This window comes from Cyanobium sp. Morenito 9A2, assembly GCF_024345575.1.
Lineage (GTDB): Bacteria > Cyanobacteriota > Cyanobacteriia > PCC-6307 > Cyanobiaceae > ATX-6F1.
In genome coordinates this window covers 189,598-204,522 of sequence record NZ_JAGQBJ010000003.1, presented here as the reverse complement: position 1 = coordinate 204,522, position 14,925 = coordinate 189,598, and the positions used below count along the sequence as shown (strand labels likewise).

Below are 14,925 nucleotides of genomic sequence, written 5' to 3'. Positions count from 1 at the left end.
TCAGGGCAGTGGATCCAGGGGGGCATCCGCCGGACACCACGGCGGAGACGGCAGTTGGAAAGCCGAGCGCAGCAGCGCTTCCGCCGATCGCAGCGCTCCGTTGACCCATCCCTGCTCCTGGGAGAAGGCCTCGCCGGTGATGTACAGCGGCAGGCCAGGCAGCGGCTGGCGAATGCGCGGTGCCAGTTCCGCACTGTCGCTGCCGGAGCGCCAGGCATGGGTGGCCACACCGGAGGGTTGACAGTTCCAGTCACAGGAACTGGCCCAGACGGGATCAGGAAGCTCCCGCCCATGCAACTCCGCCAACATCGCACTCAGGTGATCGAAATGGGGAGCGGAGCAGCCCAGCGATCGATCCTCAGGATGGCCCCGCCGCCTGTCGAAGGACTCGCCCTTCGCCTGCTGCCGCCGCCAGAACTCCGTGGCCTGGGAATCGGTGTAGGAGGCGAGCAGCACCGCCCATCCGGGGCCATCGGCAGGCTGGCCGGCGTCAGCTGAGCCCATGTAGAGGCACTGCCGCAGCGGCAGGTCCGTGCGCCCCTCACCAGCAACGATGCCGAGCTGCCGCCACCAGGGTTCGGCGTAGACGAAATGGGTCTTGATCGCGGCGATCTCGACGACCCGATTGAGCAGCGGCGCCAGGGAGGGCGCCAGCTCCAGAAGACCATCGATGACGCGAAGCCGGTTCGGCGGCAGGGCCAGGACCAGCGCACGGGCCCTGTGCCGCCGCCGCCCTGCGGAGCTCCCCATGCCGATCTCGAACCAGGGGCAACCCTCCCTGTCGTGCTCGAGACGGATCGATTCCAAGGCACAACCGAGATGCAGCGGGCAGCCGCGATCTGCGGCGCGCGCGCCCAGCGTCCGCGGCAGGCTGTCCATGCCCTCGCTGAGCGTCAGGGTCTCGGCATCGCTGATGAAAGGCAGGAAGCCCTTCATCAATTCCGCAGCACTGACGTCGTTGTGGGTGTCGACCCAATACCCGTGAACATCGTTGTAGTAAGCCAGCATCTCCGGGGTACAGACCTGGCGCAGGAAGTCGAGGAAGCTCAGGTCCGCGAACGCGCGCCCGCTGTAATCCGCCCGAGCCAGCTGCTCGAGCAGCCCGACGCGGCTGGTGAGCGGCAGGCCCTGGGAGGAGAGAAACGTCGCCACGCCGAAGGGGATGATCCCGGCGGGATCTTGGTTCGTCAGCTCCGGGGGGAGCGCATAGGGAACCGTTTCCCCATGGGCCAGTCCCTGAAGGGAGGTACGCACCCCGCGCAGATAGAGGGGATTGCGACCCTCCAGAACGGAGACGAACGGCCGGGTCGGCAGCCCCAGATGCTCGACCAGGGCGGCCAGCAGGCGGTGCTGCCGGCTGAATCGCATGCCGCCGTGCTCGATCGGCACCCCGCGGGCGTCCGGCAGGTGCTGGGAGTAGAGCCGGCCCCCCAGCCTTGGGGAGGCCTCAAACAGAGCCACCGAGAGCTCGGGGCGGTCGACCTTCAGCCTCCAGGCGGTGAACGTACCGGCCACACCCGCGCCAACGATGGCCACATCCAGAGCGCTGTCGCCGTAGGAGCCGGAACTGGGGCCGGATCCTGCACTCTTCGCGCGGTGTCCCGCTGACTCGTTCACGGCAGCGGGCCGAGCGATCCACTCACGATCCTCCCAGATTCGCGCCCGATCTCCGCTGCACCGCAGCACTGGACTGGAGCCCTGCGAACAGGACCCTGGATTGGCGTTGCGACAACGGGCCCCAGCGGCCATCATTCCCACAGTAAAACCCGCGGGATCGCATGGGAGCCTCCGCCCGCGTTGGTGTGGCCCTGATCACAGCCGGTCGCATGCCGGCCTCCCTGGCCGCGGCGCGGATCCTCAGACGCGCCGGCTGGACCGTGATCGGCACCGATTCTCTGCCCCTCACGCCGCTGAGCCGCTCCCGCAGCGTCAACCACTGGATCTCGACCCCCTCCCCCAGGGACCAACCCGAGGCGTTCATCGGCGCCCTGGCCTCCATCGGCCGGGACCATGGCGTGACCCTGGTGCTGCCGATCTACGAGGAGGGATTCGTGATCGCCAGGCGGCGGGAGGAGCTGCAGGCAAGGTTGCCAGCCGCGCGGCTCGCCGTCGCGCCGTTGGAGCTGCTGGCCCTGCTGGACGACAAAATGCGCTTCATCGCCCATTGTCAGAGCCTGAATCTGCCGGTTCCTGCAACGATGCTGGCGGAGTCGGCGGCGGACCTGCGCTCGGCCTGGGCGGCCCTGGATGAAGACGTGGTGCTCAAGCCGGTGTTCTCCCGCTTCGCCAGTTCGGTGCTGATCAGACCGTCCGCATCAGCGCTGGAGACTGTCGATCCCAGCCCGGAGGAACCCTGGGTGGTGCAGCAACGGATCAGCGGGGAGCTGATCTCCAGCTACGGGATCTGCCGTCAGGGTGAGGTGGTGGCCCACGGGGACTACCACATGGACTTCATCACCGGCAGCCAGGCCCGCCAGGGGCTCGGGGCCAGCGCCGTCTACCTGCCCGTGGAAGCCGGTGAAAGCCTGGCCTTCGCCCGCACCCTTTTCGCCAGCCTCAGCTACGACGGCCAGTACGGTCTCGACTTCCTGCGCACGGGCGATGGCCTCCAGTGCATCGAATGCAATCCCCGGGGCACCAGCGGCCTTCACCTGTTCGAGCGGCGCCCTGGATTCGCCGCCCTGCTGAGCGGCAGCGGGAGCGGAGGGGACGCGCCGGCACCCCTGGGGCCATCGTCAGGTGCGGTCAATCACCTGCAGCTGCTCCAGGCGGTTCGCGCCTCACCGCAACGCTGGTTCGACCCGAAGCTCTGGCAAGCCCTTCTCAGCCGGGATGTTCTGTTCGACCCCCTGGACCCCTGGCCCATCGTCGATTTCATGGCCATGATCGCCACCCTCACCGCGGAGGCCCGGCAGCTGGGGGTTTCCGTAGCCGAGCACTTCTTCCATGATCTGGCCTGCGAGCCCCGTTGAGGCCGATCTGAACCAATGGAAATCAACAGTGAACTGAAACTGGAACTGCTGGAGACGTTGAAGGGCTTCATGCACTTCGTTCAGGATCCCCGTGCCACCACCTCCGTGTTCGAGATCCAGCGAGGCCTGAGCCATCAGGCGATCTCGATGAAAAACGTGGAGCACATGCTCGCCCAGCCCGGCATCCAGCAACTGGCGGACGAGCGCTACCAACCGCAACGACCGAGCCTCACCACGCTGCTGCTGCATCCGCCGGGGACCCTGGGCCATGCCTATGCGTCGTCGCTGCTCTCCGCCGGCTTCGACCCGGACTTCTTCGAGGTGATCGAGGTGATCGGAAAGGGCACCTATCTGGACCTGAGGGTGCGCCAGACCCATGACATCTGGCATGTGATGACCGGCTTCGGCACGGACCTTGCCGGCGAACTGGGGCTGCAGGCCTTTCAGCTCTGTCAGATTTACAGCCCTCTCTCGATCCTGATCGTGGCCGCCGGAGTGCTTCACGCCATGGGCCTGGGAGCGCCGATCGAGCCGCTGCTGCGTGCCATCGAAGCCGGAATCGAGATCGCCGCGACGGACACCCCGATGCTGGCCGTTCGCTGGGAAGAGCACTGGGGCAGCGATCTCGATGAGCTTCGCGCCGGGGTGGGCCTGCGGACGGCTCGCTATGAACCCTATTCGGTGTAACCAACCCATGCCCATCTTCCGGCGCCCGCAGCCGCTCGAGGGCTGATGAAGGAGACAGTCCGGGATCGACGCCTGCTGCTGGTCGTGTTTCTGGCGCTGCTGAACGATCGCCTGGCCCGGTGCCTGATCATTCCGCTGCTGCCCTACCTGCTGCTGCAGTTCCACACCAGTGGCCTGGTCATGGGCCTGCTGCTCTCCAGCTACACCCTCACTTCACTCGTCATCACACCGTTCGCCGGTCACCTCAGCGACATGGTCGGCCGTCGACCGGTGATGCTGAGCTCCCTGGGCCTCGGTGTCGTCGGGATGTCGGTCTTCGGCTTCGCTCCCAACCTGCCGCTGATGTTCACGGGGCGGATGATCGACGGCCTCGGCGGCGGCACGGCCTCCACCGCCGCTTCGGTGATCGCCGACATCACCCCCAGCGAACAGCAGACCCAGTCCTTTGGCCTGATCGCCATGGCCAGCGCGATCGCCATCGTGATCGGCCCTGGGCTCGGCGGTGTGCTGGCCGGCCTCGGCCTGCGGGTTCCAATCCTTTTCGCCACCCTCACGCTGCTGCTGAATCTGCTCTTCGCCTGGTTCGATCTTCGCGAGACCAACCCGGCGCTCCCTGGCGGGGTTGCGCGCTTACCACTCTCCCGCCAGGGGCTGGTGGCCGGACTGCGCACCGCTCTCAGACCGTTCCAGCAGGGCGGGCTCGCCGGTTCATCGCTCGCCTTCGGCCTGCTCTCTCTGGCCGGCTACGGACTGTTGGGGATCATCAGCTTCTACATGGCCAAAGTACTGGGCTGGAGCCCGCACCAGACCGGCTTCGCCTTCACGATCGCCGGCGCGGTGACGGTGGTGCAGCAACTCGGAGTGATCGGTCGGCTCAGCCGTCGCCTCGGGGATCGGGCCACGCTGGTCCTCTCCCATGGTGTGGCGGCGCTCGGCTGCCTGTTGTTGCTGCTGGCCAGCCCCGGTCGAGCGGCGGTTCCGGTCACGGCGGGAGTCACCCTGATCTGTCTGTCCCTGGGGATGGCCGCCCCCTCGATCCGCTCGATCGTGGTGGGCGTCAGCGACCCCAAGGCCACCGGTAGCGGCATGGGGATGGTGCAATCGATCCAGAATCTCGGCAGCTGTCTCGGGCCGCCGCTGGTGGGCCTGATCTACGACCGCCTCAATCCCGGCGCCTCCTTCCTGGCGACGATTCTGGTGCTGGGAGCCTCGTTGCTGGTTCTGCTCCTGGTGAGGGGCAGCGAGGAACTCAGGCGGCCCCTGCCCAGGTGAGAATTCGAACGGCGATCCGGCTGGTGAGCTGCTCGCTGAAATCCCCGAACGGGCCGCGCCGGCCGCAATGACCCATGCGAGCAATCTCGAGCCGTTCCACCTTGCCGGAACGCAGGGCCCTGTTCCAGCAGGAATGGGCCAGGAGGCTCGAACGTCCTGGGAAGAGCAGCTGATTCACGCGGCCACTGAGAACATCGGCACTTCCTTGCAGGCAGACCAAGCGGTCGACGGAACGGAGAGACTGGCTGCCACTGAAGACACCCGCCAAGGTGATGATGAGAATCGACTGGCCACAGATCCGTGCAAGATAGTCAGAGACTCCGATCGCGATCTGACCACCACCACTATAACCGAGTAGGATGATTCTGGCCATTCCTCCAGGACGAAAGCCGGCCTTTTCCAGCTGGGTAGCGATGGCCAGTGCGATTTCGTAGTTGTAGATAATTCCATATCGCCTATCACTGGAGATCGCCACGCGAAGTAGATTGTAAGATTGGACAAGAAAGGAGCAGAGCCATCTCACAGGGCTGCTGTCGTGATACTCAGAGAAAAAGAACAGCCTTCTCCACATCCATCCAGAGATCCTGGACGCATTCAGTCCATCCGCCATCACCACATAGGGCTCCACATTCGTGATCAGCTCGACCCCAGGCCCCATTTTTCGCACCAACATCTGCAGGAACTGGGTGATCAGGCGTGGATGCGTTTCCTCCCGGGTATGAATGCCATCCAGATAAATCACATAGGCGTGCACATGATCAGAGCCTCCAGCGGCACCGGCTGCGGGAGCCTGGAACAGCGTCAGAGGATCCCTCAACTCCCCCAGCCAGCCCGTCCAGAAGCCAAGGCTGGAGGTGAACGACAGCAGGCCCGTCGCGGTGACGGCCAGCAACAAGGAGACCAGCACAAGGGGCAGCAGATCCTGATGCACAAAGGGGTATACAGCACGGTGGCGATGGCTGACCTCGAGCCGATCGACAGCGAGCCAGACCAGCACCGAAATCAGAACCAGGACAGCCAGCAGCAGACGCCCGGACTGGGCCGGGCGCCGCGAGGCACGAACACCAGTTCCCCTCATACGCCCTGGACCGGAGGGGGGTGGATCTCGGCCCTGGCCAGCACAAGGCTCCGGATCCGGTCCCAGCGGTAGCGCTGCAACAGCACCACCACGCTGAGAAACAGCGCCATCGGGGGAAAGGTGAAGAGAATCACCGGCAATGGGGGCAGACCCAGTCCAGCGATCAGGTGATTCAGCAGCCTGAGGTGCTCCCAGGTGATCAGACCGATGGCGATGGCATCGCCGAGGTAAGGGGTGGCGGTGGCAAAGAAGAGCAGCAAGGGAAGCCGTCCCATGAAGGCGATCGAGAGGAAATCCTGCGAAAAAAGATCCTGATGGAACTGAGTCGTCAACGTCACCAGCAAGTAGAGGCGCGTCAGGGCCAGGGCAATGGCAATGATGGCGGCATCTAGCAACAGAAACACCAGAATGCGCCTTAGGCCGAAACGATGGGACGCCAGCGCGAAGCCATGGGCCGAGGCCACCGAAAGACCGATCAGCAGACAAAGCAGATAGTTTTGGATCAGCAGACTAAACAGATAGTTTTGGATCATCACCACGACCCCATTTGCTGGCGGGAAGACGTCCCCATGCCGCCGCCGGGAGGGCCACTCATGGTCGGAGAAGTTCCCGCCGGAGCACGGCGAGGCAACGGGGATCCCTGAGGACGAACTGGTGCAGGGTCGCCGGCAGGGAGCGGCTCTTGCCCACCGGCAACACCCCTCGCCAGCCTGGTACCACCACCTGATCGATGGGCGTGAACAAACTGAGGCACTCCACCGAGGCGAGTGAACGCACATCCTCGTTCAACCGTTGAATCAACGGGCTGCCCATCTTGAGCTCGGCGATGCCGCCCAGCAGCCAGGAGGGACAGACCTGGGCCAGGAGCGTTCCCTGCTGGGGGCTGGCCACACTGATGAAGCGGCGGGTGCGGTGGTGTCCCCCGAGGAGCTGGATCCAGCAGCGGCCGATCACACCCCCCATCGAGAAACCCAGCAGATCCACCATCTGCTCCGGGCCGTAGGCGGTGTCGATGGCGCGACCCAGCTCCTCGGCCAGGGGGATCATGCGCCGCGCCCCGAAGCTGTGGGGCAGGAAGGGAACCAGAAGCCGGTCCCGCTCGCCCGCAAGGGCGCGGCTCAGGGGATCGAACAGACGTGGCGTGTCCCAGAGCCCGTGGACCAGCACCAGGGGGGGGACGCCGGTCATCCCAGCGACGGCCGCCCCTCGGCATGGCGCCAGCGCTCCACCGCCACCGAGCCATCAAAACCGCTCACCGGCGCCCGACACTTGATCACCTGCACCCGCAGGGGCAGCGGGCCGTAGAGCCGCTCCAGTTCATCCAACGCCCGCTCGGCGAAGTGCTCCAGGGTGAGGCAGCGCAGAGCGCCCGCCAGGGTCTGGAGCGCCGCGATGGCCTGGGCGTAGTCGTAGCTGAGCGAAAGATCGTCGCGGCAGCCAGCGGCGCCCAGGTCGGCCCAGAGGCTGAACCCCAGCTCAAACCACTGCCCCAGCTCCCGCTCGGCCTCCAGCACCCCCACATGGGCCCACAGCCGCAGTCCGCGCACGTGGATGGCATCCAGCACCGGGGGTTCGGCGTTCACAGGGGCAGGGGCCGGTGGCTATACGGGCGACCACCGCTTCCATAGTCAGCGGCAATCTGACCGTGGCCCCTGAGCCGGTAGCGGTAGGTGACCAGCCCCTCGAGGCCCACGGGTCCCCGGGGCGGCAGGGTCTGCGTGCTGATGCCCACCTCGGCGCCGAAGCCGTAGCGGAAGCCATCGGCGAAACGCGTGGAGCAGTTGTGATACACACCGGCACTATCGACGCTGGCCAGAAAACGCTCGGCCCGCTCAGGGTCACTGGTGCAGATGGCGTCGGTGTGGCGGGAGCCGTGGCGGGCGATGTGCTCGAGCGCCTCCTCCAGGCCACTGACCACCTTGACCGCCAGGATCAAATCGCCGTACTCCGTGTCCCAGTCGGCATCGCAGGCCGCCATCGGGACGCCGGCGGCCTGGGCTTCGGCGTCGCCGCGCAACTCCACCCCCGCCGCCCGCAGGGCCGCGATGGCGGCCGGCAAAAACGTCGCCACCGCCTGGCGATGGACCAACAGGGTTTCAATCGCATTGCAGGCGGCTGGGTAGTGAGTCTTGCTGTCAACGGCGATGCGCACCGCCTGGGCCCCATCCACCTCCCGATCCACGTACAGATGGCAGATCCCGTCGGCGTGGCCGAGCACGGGAATGCGCGTGTGGTCCTGGATGAAGCGCACCAGGGCATTGGAACCCCGGGGAATGATCAGATCCACCAGACCGTCGAGCCTGAGCAGCGCCAGGCTCTCCTCCCGGGAGGTGAGCAGTTCCAGGACCTCAGGCCCTACCGCACTGGCCGCCAGCCCCCGGCGCAGGGCGCCATGGATCGCCCTGCAACTGGCGTTGGCCTCCCGGCCCCCCTTGAGGATCGCGCCATTGCCGGAGCGCACCGCCAGCGAAGCGATCTGGATCACCGCATCGGGTCGGGCCTCGAAGATCACCCCCACGACCCCCAGGGGCACGGTGATCCGCTCAAGCTCAAGGCCGCGATCAAGCTCGGTGTGCAGCTGGCGGCGCCCCAGCGGGTCTTCCAGCTGAGCCACCTGGCGCACACCCTCGACGGCGCTCGCCACTTTGGGGCCATCCAACCTGAGGCGGGCCGCCAGGGCAGGGGCCAGCCCCTCTGCTTCAGCGCTCTCGAGATCCTGGCGATTCGCGGCCACAATCACCTCGGATTCCGCCTCCAGGGCCTCGGCCATGGCCTCCACCGCCCGCCGCCGTGCCCCGTTGTCCAAGCGGCCCAGCTCAAGCGCCGCACGGCGCACGGCCGCGGCCCGTTGCAGCAGCTCAGGGGTCGGATCTGGAACACTCAAAGCCTGGTCCATTGCTCAGGCTTCATCATCCCAAGCCACCGATGGCCCCGAAGCGATCACGCGCCAGCCAGGCGGCCCCCAGCCGTCCGGCACCGTTGCCAAGGGCGCAGGGCTCGATGCGCAGACCCTCGCGGCTGACCGCCAGCACCCGCCGCTCCACCTCCGCCCAGACACTCGGCAGGAAATGGCGACTGGCCGCGCTCAGCCCCCCCCCCAGGAGCACCAGCTCCGGAGTAAGGACATAGAGGAGGGAGCTCAGGCCAATGCCCAGCCAACGGCCGTACTGGCACCACACCTCCAGGGCCTCCGGATCGCCGGCGGCGGCACGGCGGCTGAGTTCTTCGGGACCGAAAGGGCTGAGCCGCGCCAGGCCAGCGATGCTGCAGAACTGCTCCAGGGAACCCCGGTTGCCGCTGCGGCAGGGGGGGCCATCGGGATCAACGCTGATCAGCCCCGGCTCGGCCGCCGCGCCCCCCGGACCGGTGTACAGCTTCCCCTCGATCAACACACCACCGCCCACCCCCGTACCCAGGGTGAGCAGCAGCACGCTCGCCACCCCGTGGGCGGCGCCGAGCCAGGCCTCCCCCAGCAGGGCACAGTTGGCGTCATTGGCCAGGGTGACCCGGCGCCCCAGGCGCGGCTCCAGCCAGGCCGCCAGGGGGACCTCCCGCCAACCCTCCAGGTTGATGGCGATCCGCGCCACCCGGCCCTCACGATCCGTCGGCCCCGGCAGGCCAATGCCCACCCAGGGCGCCAGATGTTCCGGATCAATCTTCTCCACCCCTGCGGCGATCGCCATGGTGACGGCACCGGGCACCGAGGGCTGCGGGGTGGGGAGCTCCACTTGAGCCAGGCCATGGCCGCAGCTGTCGAAGCGGCCGAACTTGATCGCCGTGCCCCCCAGGTCAACACCGATCAGCTGGTTCATGGGGCCGTCCGAATCACAGGACCGGGGCGGGGCAACATCGGCTGAGCCAATCAGAAGCGCAGGAACAACTGCACCTGGGTCTTCCAACGGCCTTCAGTGTCCACCGACCCCTGCAGACCAAGCTTCTCACTGGCCTGGTAGCGAAGGGTCACCTGGGGGGGCACATCGCTGCGGTTGGGGGCCGCCAGCACCGAGAGGTTGAAGCGCTCACTGAGATCGAGGCCGATCTCGGAGCCGAGCACCAGTTGGGAGGGCACCCGTCTGGTGCGGCTGGGATCGGGCTGCTCCGCAGTCGGAGCCACGAAGGTGGGATAGAGGGCGAAACTGAACCGCTGACCAAAGGCATCGGAGAGGGATCCCACGATCGGAGACAGCAGCGACTGGCCGAGCACCGTGGCCAGGGCGGCGCCTGCGTTGCCCCCGGCGAGGCCGGCCAGGGAGTTGCCACCGATCAGGGCCACCAGCCGTTCGCGCGAGAGCGGCGGGGTGCTGCGCAGCTCGATCGATTCGCCGATCCGGTCGGCAGGACCGCTCACCTTGACCACCACTTTCACCAGGTTGAGTTGATCGAGGGCGGAGGTGGGGGCGGTCTGGTTGAAGTCATAGATGGAGGTGCGATCCCTCCCGAATGACCCGCCAAGACTGTCGGAGACGCGTGTGCGCAGGGCGATGTCGAGGTAGGGAACCAGCCCCAACGATGGCGTGAACACGGCCACGTTCGGGGCATCGGGATCGAGGCTGAAGTTGGTGGTGAACAGCCCCAGCCGTCCGCTCTTGAGACGCACCACACCGGTGGCCCGCAGGGAGGCATCCACAGGGCCATTGAGAGTGAGCAGGCCAGCGGTGTTGAAGTTGAGCACGTTGGGAACCACCACCCGCAGGTCGGGCCCGAGGCGCACCCGCAGACGATCGAGCTCGAGGAAGGGCAGGTTGGGCACACTGGCACTCGCCGCCTCGGCTCCGGCGCTGGGCACCTCCGGACCGAGCAGCACCAGGGGCTGTTGGAAGTTCCACTTCTCCTCCAGCAACTGACTGACGCTCACCGGGCGCACCGCCGCGCCACCCGCCAGGGTCGAGCCGGCAAGCACAGCACCGGCGGCCGTAGCCGGGGCCGTTCCTGTTGCAGAGCCCGGGGCTGTGACGGACCCCGTGGCCGTGGCTGGCGACCGAGATCCAGAGGCGCCGGGGTCGGAAGCCACCGTCGCCAGTTGGCCAGGGCGAATGTTCACCGAGCCCTTGCTCAGCTGAATCTCGCCACTGAAGACCGGCCGCAAGAGGCTGCCGGCGATCCTGAGGTCACCGTCGGCCTGGGCCGTGATCCGAGGCTGACTGAAACGAGCCTTGTTCAGCTTGAGCTTCAGCGGATTCGCCTGCTCCTCAGGGGAGAACAGGCTGAGCCTGCCGGCGGCGCTCAGGGTGCCCGTTTCCCCCACCCGTGCCTGGAACTGCTGAACGTCGAGCTCCTGGAAGTCGAAGAGCACCGTGGCCTCCAGATCACGTACGAGCTGGCCCGCCAGCGCCAGCTCCCCGTCCTGCAGTCGCACGAAGCCATTGGCCAGCGGATTGAGCAGGCTGCCACGCACGAGCAACTGCAGATCGGCGCTGCCCTGGCGCCACTGGAGCGCTTCGCCGCCCAGAGCGCTCAGAAAGGTGATGCCATCGCCACGGCTGGCCAGGCGCAGCTGCAGTCCCTGGGCGGTGGGATCGAGAGGGACGCGGCCACCCAGATCGACGCTGTTGCGCGCCGCACCGACGGTGAGCGAGAGGTCCACGTTCAAGGCGTCGGTGGCCAACAGCACCTGTCCGCGGTTCAGGCGCAGGGCCTGGCCGCGGTAGCGGGCGTTGTCCAGGGCCAGGTCGAGATCGAGGCTGGGCGCAGCGCCCCCCAGGCGGTAGCGACCCTTCAAGCTGAGGCCGCCGCTGAGTTCCGCCGGCACCGGGGTGGCCAGCACCAACAGGCTGAGGGGCAGGTGCTCCAGGCTGAAGCGACCGGGGCCGGCGGCCAACGGACCCTGCAGGCGCGCCACGAAGGGCTCCAGGCCCAAGGCCTTGTCCTGGTCAGCCCCATCGAGCCAGAGGTGCCCCTTGGCGGCCAGGTCGAGGCTGAGCTGCTGAATCGACGCCCCTGAGAGGGTGAGATCAGCGTCCACCAGACCCTTGAGCCGTTCCAGGCTGGCGCCCCGCGGCCGTCCCCCCAGCCGCTGCTCAACCAGCGCCAACTGATTCTTGGCCTGATCGAGGGCCGTCAACTGATCGGCGATCGTGCCGCCCAAGGTGTCGATCATCAGGTCGCCCAGATCGCTGGCACGGCCGCGCTCCGCCTCGGGCTCCCCGCGCCAGACCGGCCAGGCCTCGGCCAGCTGAACGAAGAAGGGGTCCGCCAACTGGCGCCCCTCGAAACGGCTCCAGAAGGACCCACCGCGTTCGCCGCGGATCTGCACATCCACATTCCCCCCCCCCACGGGCAGAGCCTGACCCGTGAGGGTGTAGCGACGATCGTGGAAACGCCCCGTGGCGGTGAGCCGCTGAAGGGCGAGGCCCGCCACCGACGGGGAGGCCACCCGGACACGACCTTCCATCAGCAGCGGCTGCAGCTCCAGCACCCCCTGACCCGACAGTTGGCCGCCCAGAGGCTGGAGGCGCGCCCTCGGGCCCAGGGCGAGATTGAGCCCCTCCAAAGGAAAAGCCTGGGCATCCCAGCGGTAGCGACGGGGACGGCCCAGGAAGCGCAGGCGACCGGCACCACGCAAGAGCTGCACATCCCCCGGCAGCCAGCGGGGATCAAGGAGGGCCGAAATCCGCGCCGCACCACCCGAGCCTTCCTGGGTGAGGGCGAGGGCACCGCCGCCGCCGGCGTGTGAACTGAGTGTGCCGGCCCAGGTCTGCCACACCCGTAAGGGACCCGCGCCGGGCGCCTCCACCCGCAGGGCCAGATCCGGACGCAGCTGGTTCAACGGGCCACGAAGGTGGCCCGAGGCCCGCAGTTGCCCCTTGAGACCGGTTCCCAGAAGCGGACTCAGCCGGGAGAGGGCAAACCGTCGCAGATCCACCGACAGATCCACCTGCCCCAGCCTCAGCCCCCCGGCGCCCCTGGGCGCTACCGGGCGCTGGGACCCACGGCCCCAGCCCAGGGGCAACGTGCCGTGGGCGCGCAAGCCCGTGCCGCGCAGCTCAACGATCCTGAGCAAGCCGTTGCTCCAGGCCAGATCAAGGGCCACCCGATCCAGCAGAGGCGTGCGCGGGTGCAGCAACTGCGCACGCAGCTGGGGTTGAGCCAGCCGGCCCGTGGCCGTCGCCGATCCTGAAACCGTGGTCCCCGTGCCCAGGAGCACCGGGCCCCAGCCGCTGCGCCGCCAGAGATCAGGGCTGAGCGCCAGCTGTTGGGTTCTGACGTTGAGCCTAGGCAACAGCTCGCCCCGGGCCAGGGCTGAAGCAGCGCCGGAGCGCACCTGCAACTGCCGCAGGGCCAGGCGGAAACCCCGACGTCCATCGAGATCGAGCTGGGCGCGGAGCTTGATGGGATGTGGGGCCAGGGGCCGTGGAGCCGATGGAGCCTGCTGGGCCTCGAGGCGCACGCTGGGGTGCCGCCAGGGGCCGGTCAAATCCGCGGAGCCGGTCCAGTCCCCTAGGCGCCAGGGAGTGCGCGCCACGCTGATGGTGGCGCCGGCGCAGCTCAGATCCATCGGAGCCGCGCGCAAGCCTTCCGGCCCCAGGGCCGGGGCCCGAAGCACCAGATCGTCGATGCGGGCCTGGCCAGCGCACCGGGGCTCCATCCCACGGCCGCTCAGGACAAGCTCCCCGCCCAGACGACCACTCAATCCGCCCGTCAATGAACGGACCTGGGTCCAGGGCAGCAGGCGAGCGACCGCTGGCAGAGCGATCCGCTGGAAGCGCAGGCGGGCGCGCCAGTCGCGGCGCGCCCAGGAACCACCGCCAGCGAACTGCAGAACACCGCGATCCGAGAGGGCCGCACGGCCACGGATGTCGAGACTGCGCCGGTGGAGGTTCAGATCGAGTTGACCGCCCAGACGGGCAGACACACCGGCAGGCTCCACCCGCACGGCCGCCGGTTCGGCCAGGGCCAGGGCCAGGGCCAGGGGAGGGGGCGACTGGTGTGGGTCCGTAGGGCCGAGCACCCAGTAGCGCCCCCGGGCGTTACGCCGCAGGTCCGCCGAGGCGCCCTCGAGGCGCAAGGCCAGCACCGGCAGCCCCTGGCGCAGGCTTTCGAAGGGCTCAAAACGAACAATCAGCCGCTGGGCCTGGACACTGGAGGCATCGTTGGCGCCCGGTAGAACGCGGCTCGGGCCCACCACAAGACCCCAGGGGCGGATCCCTTCGTAGGGCCCCAGGACCAGCGGATGCCCCAGGGCGCGGCTCACCGGGCGCTCGATCCTCGGGCGCCAGAAGTTGTAGAGGCGGGAGGCCAGGAGATCGGCACCCCACCAGGCCGCACCCAAGCCGGCGGCGGCGAGGACCAGAGGGAGCAGGAGGCGACGGGAAGCCCGACTCGCTGCGTCCCCAGACGATCCGTCCCCCTTCAACCCCATCGGACCGTGGCGATCAGCGTCTGAGGTGGGCGCAATATAAGGGGCTCACTCCGCTGCGCCAGCCCATGCAAGCCGACCCACTGCTGATCACCGCAGGCCAGTGGCTGGGGGTCGCCGGAGGGGGGCTGACGCTGCTCACCGTGGGCTCCTTCGTCGCCCGCTGGGGGATCCGCTTCCGCCTGGTGGGGGTTACCAGCTTCACCCTGCTCTTGGCGTTCTCGTGTGTCGCCTTCGCGATCAGCTACAGCCCCCGGGTGGCCATTCCCGGAGCCGTCTCCGTGCCCGTGGTGTTCGACAACGGCACCGATTTGGTGGTGGCAACGGCACCGGATCAGCTGGAGCCCGCCGCGTTCGCCCCGACCGTGGAGCAGGTGGCCCGCAACCTGCACGGCAACGCCCGCAACAACGGCACTGGCCTGGTGCGCGTGCGGTTACGTCGCATCGAAGCCGTGGAGCCAGGCCTGGGCCGTCCGGTGGTGCTCGCCGAGGCGGTCCGGCAGCTCGCCGATGGCACGGTGGAGGTGACACTCACCCCCCATGGAGCCTGAACGTAACGG

12 protein-coding genes are annotated in these 14,925 nt (G+C 67.8%); 4 read left to right on the top strand and 8 right to left on the bottom strand.

From position 1 onward, the window contains the following. On the bottom strand, window positions 1-1,617 hold the full coding sequence (locus KBY88_RS06175) for a flavin monoamine oxidase family protein (protein ID WP_254939038.1): 1,617 nt from the start codon (window positions 1,615-1,617) through the stop codon (window positions 1-3). Window positions 1,618-1,778: 161 nt separating this feature from the next. Between KBY88_RS06175 and KBY88_RS06170 the strand changes: the two genes are divergently transcribed. From KBY88_RS06170 to KBY88_RS06160, 3 genes are read left to right on the top strand one after another with little or no spacing between them, the layout of a single operon-like run. Continuing rightward, window positions 1,779-2,972, top strand: coding sequence for an ATP-grasp domain-containing protein (locus KBY88_RS06170; protein ID WP_254939037.1), 1,194 nt, complete (start codon window positions 1,779-1,781; stop codon window positions 2,970-2,972). Between the two features lie 15 nt (window positions 2,973-2,987). Then, window positions 2,988-3,659, top strand: a complete 672-nt coding sequence (locus KBY88_RS06165; RefSeq protein WP_254939036.1) for a Coq4 family protein — start codon at window positions 2,988-2,990, stop codon at window positions 3,657-3,659. A 45-nt stretch (window positions 3,660-3,704) separates the two neighbouring features. Further along, a complete protein-coding gene (locus KBY88_RS06160; RefSeq protein WP_254939035.1) occupies window positions 3,705-4,931 on the top strand; it encodes an MFS transporter in 1,227 nt (408 codons plus the stop codon). Here KBY88_RS06160 and KBY88_RS06155 read toward each other — a convergent pair. The 7 genes from KBY88_RS06155 to KBY88_RS06125 form a co-directional block, all read right to left on the bottom strand. Further along, window positions 4,909-5,928 (bottom strand): alpha/beta hydrolase, encoded by a 1,020-nt coding sequence (locus KBY88_RS06155; protein WP_254939034.1) that lies wholly within the window; start codon window positions 5,926-5,928, stop codon window positions 4,909-4,911. The genes KBY88_RS06160 and KBY88_RS06155 overlap by 23 nt on opposite strands. A gap of 77 nt (window positions 5,929-6,005) precedes the next feature. Further along, window positions 6,006-6,542: a hypothetical protein gene (locus KBY88_RS06150; protein WP_254939033.1), complete on the bottom strand. Its 537-nt coding sequence runs from the start codon at window positions 6,540-6,542 to the stop codon at window positions 6,006-6,008. A 58-nt stretch (window positions 6,543-6,600) separates the two neighbouring features. Further along, window positions 6,601-7,197 (bottom strand): esterase/lipase family protein, encoded by a 597-nt coding sequence (locus KBY88_RS06145; protein WP_254939032.1) that lies wholly within the window; start codon window positions 7,195-7,197, stop codon window positions 6,601-6,603. Then, on the bottom strand, window positions 7,194-7,592 hold the full coding sequence (locus tag KBY88_RS06140) for a dihydroneopterin aldolase (RefSeq protein ID WP_254939031.1): 399 nt from the start codon (window positions 7,590-7,592) through the stop codon (window positions 7,194-7,196). Before KBY88_RS06140 ends, KBY88_RS06145 begins: the two co-directional genes overlap by 4 nt. Beyond that, on the bottom strand, window positions 7,589-8,905 hold the full coding sequence (locus tag KBY88_RS06135; RefSeq protein ID WP_254939030.1) for a glutamate-5-semialdehyde dehydrogenase: 1,317 nt from the start codon (window positions 8,903-8,905) through the stop codon (window positions 7,589-7,591). Before KBY88_RS06135 ends, KBY88_RS06140 begins: the two co-directional genes overlap by 4 nt. Before the next feature lie 13 nt (window positions 8,906-8,918). Beyond that, the gene (locus tag KBY88_RS06130; protein WP_254939029.1) at window positions 8,919-9,821 is read right to left on the bottom strand and encodes an ROK family protein; all 903 of its coding nucleotides are present in this window, start codon (window positions 9,819-9,821) and stop codon (window positions 8,919-8,921) included. Between the two features lie 50 nt (window positions 9,822-9,871). Beyond that, window positions 9,872-14,278 carry a translocation/assembly module TamB domain-containing protein gene (locus KBY88_RS06125; RefSeq protein WP_254939028.1) on the bottom strand — a complete coding sequence of 1,469 codons (4,407 nt, stop codon included), beginning with the start codon at window positions 14,276-14,278 and terminating at the stop codon, window positions 9,872-9,874. Window positions 14,279-14,433: 155 nt separating this feature from the next. Here KBY88_RS06125 and KBY88_RS06120 point away from each other — a divergent pair, with 155 nt between their 5' ends. Beyond that, the gene (locus KBY88_RS06120; RefSeq protein ID WP_254939027.1) at window positions 14,434-14,916 is read left to right on the top strand and encodes a Ycf51 family protein; all 483 of its coding nucleotides are present in this window, start codon (window positions 14,434-14,436) and stop codon (window positions 14,914-14,916) included. Window positions 14,917-14,925: the final 9 nt, after the last annotated feature.

Excerpts from the sequence above, each read along its gene's own strand:
- KBY88_RS06145 (WP_254939032.1), bottom strand. The coding sequence starts at position 7,197 with ATGACCGGCGTCCCCCCCCTGGTGCTGGTCCACGGGCTCTGGGACACG.
- KBY88_RS06130 (WP_254939029.1), bottom strand. The coding sequence starts at position 9,821 with ATGAACCAGCTGATCGGTGTTGACCTGGGGGGCACGGCGATCAAGTTC.
- KBY88_RS06150 (WP_254939033.1), bottom strand. The coding sequence starts at position 6,542 with ATGATCCAAAACTATCTGTTTAGTCTGCTGATCCAAAACTATCTGCTT.
- KBY88_RS06160 (WP_254939035.1), top strand. The coding sequence starts at position 3,705 with ATGAAGGAGACAGTCCGGGATCGACGCCTGCTGCTGGTCGTGTTTCTG.
- KBY88_RS06120 (WP_254939027.1), top strand. The coding sequence starts at position 14,434 with ATGCAAGCCGACCCACTGCTGATCACCGCAGGCCAGTGGCTGGGGGTC.
- KBY88_RS06165 (WP_254939036.1), top strand. The coding sequence starts at position 2,988 with ATGGAAATCAACAGTGAACTGAAACTGGAACTGCTGGAGACGTTGAAG.
- KBY88_RS06170 (WP_254939037.1), top strand. The coding sequence starts at position 1,779 with ATGGGAGCCTCCGCCCGCGTTGGTGTGGCCCTGATCACAGCCGGTCGC.
- KBY88_RS06135 (WP_254939030.1), bottom strand. The coding sequence starts at position 8,905 with ATGGACCAGGCTTTGAGTGTTCCAGATCCGACCCCTGAGCTGCTGCAA.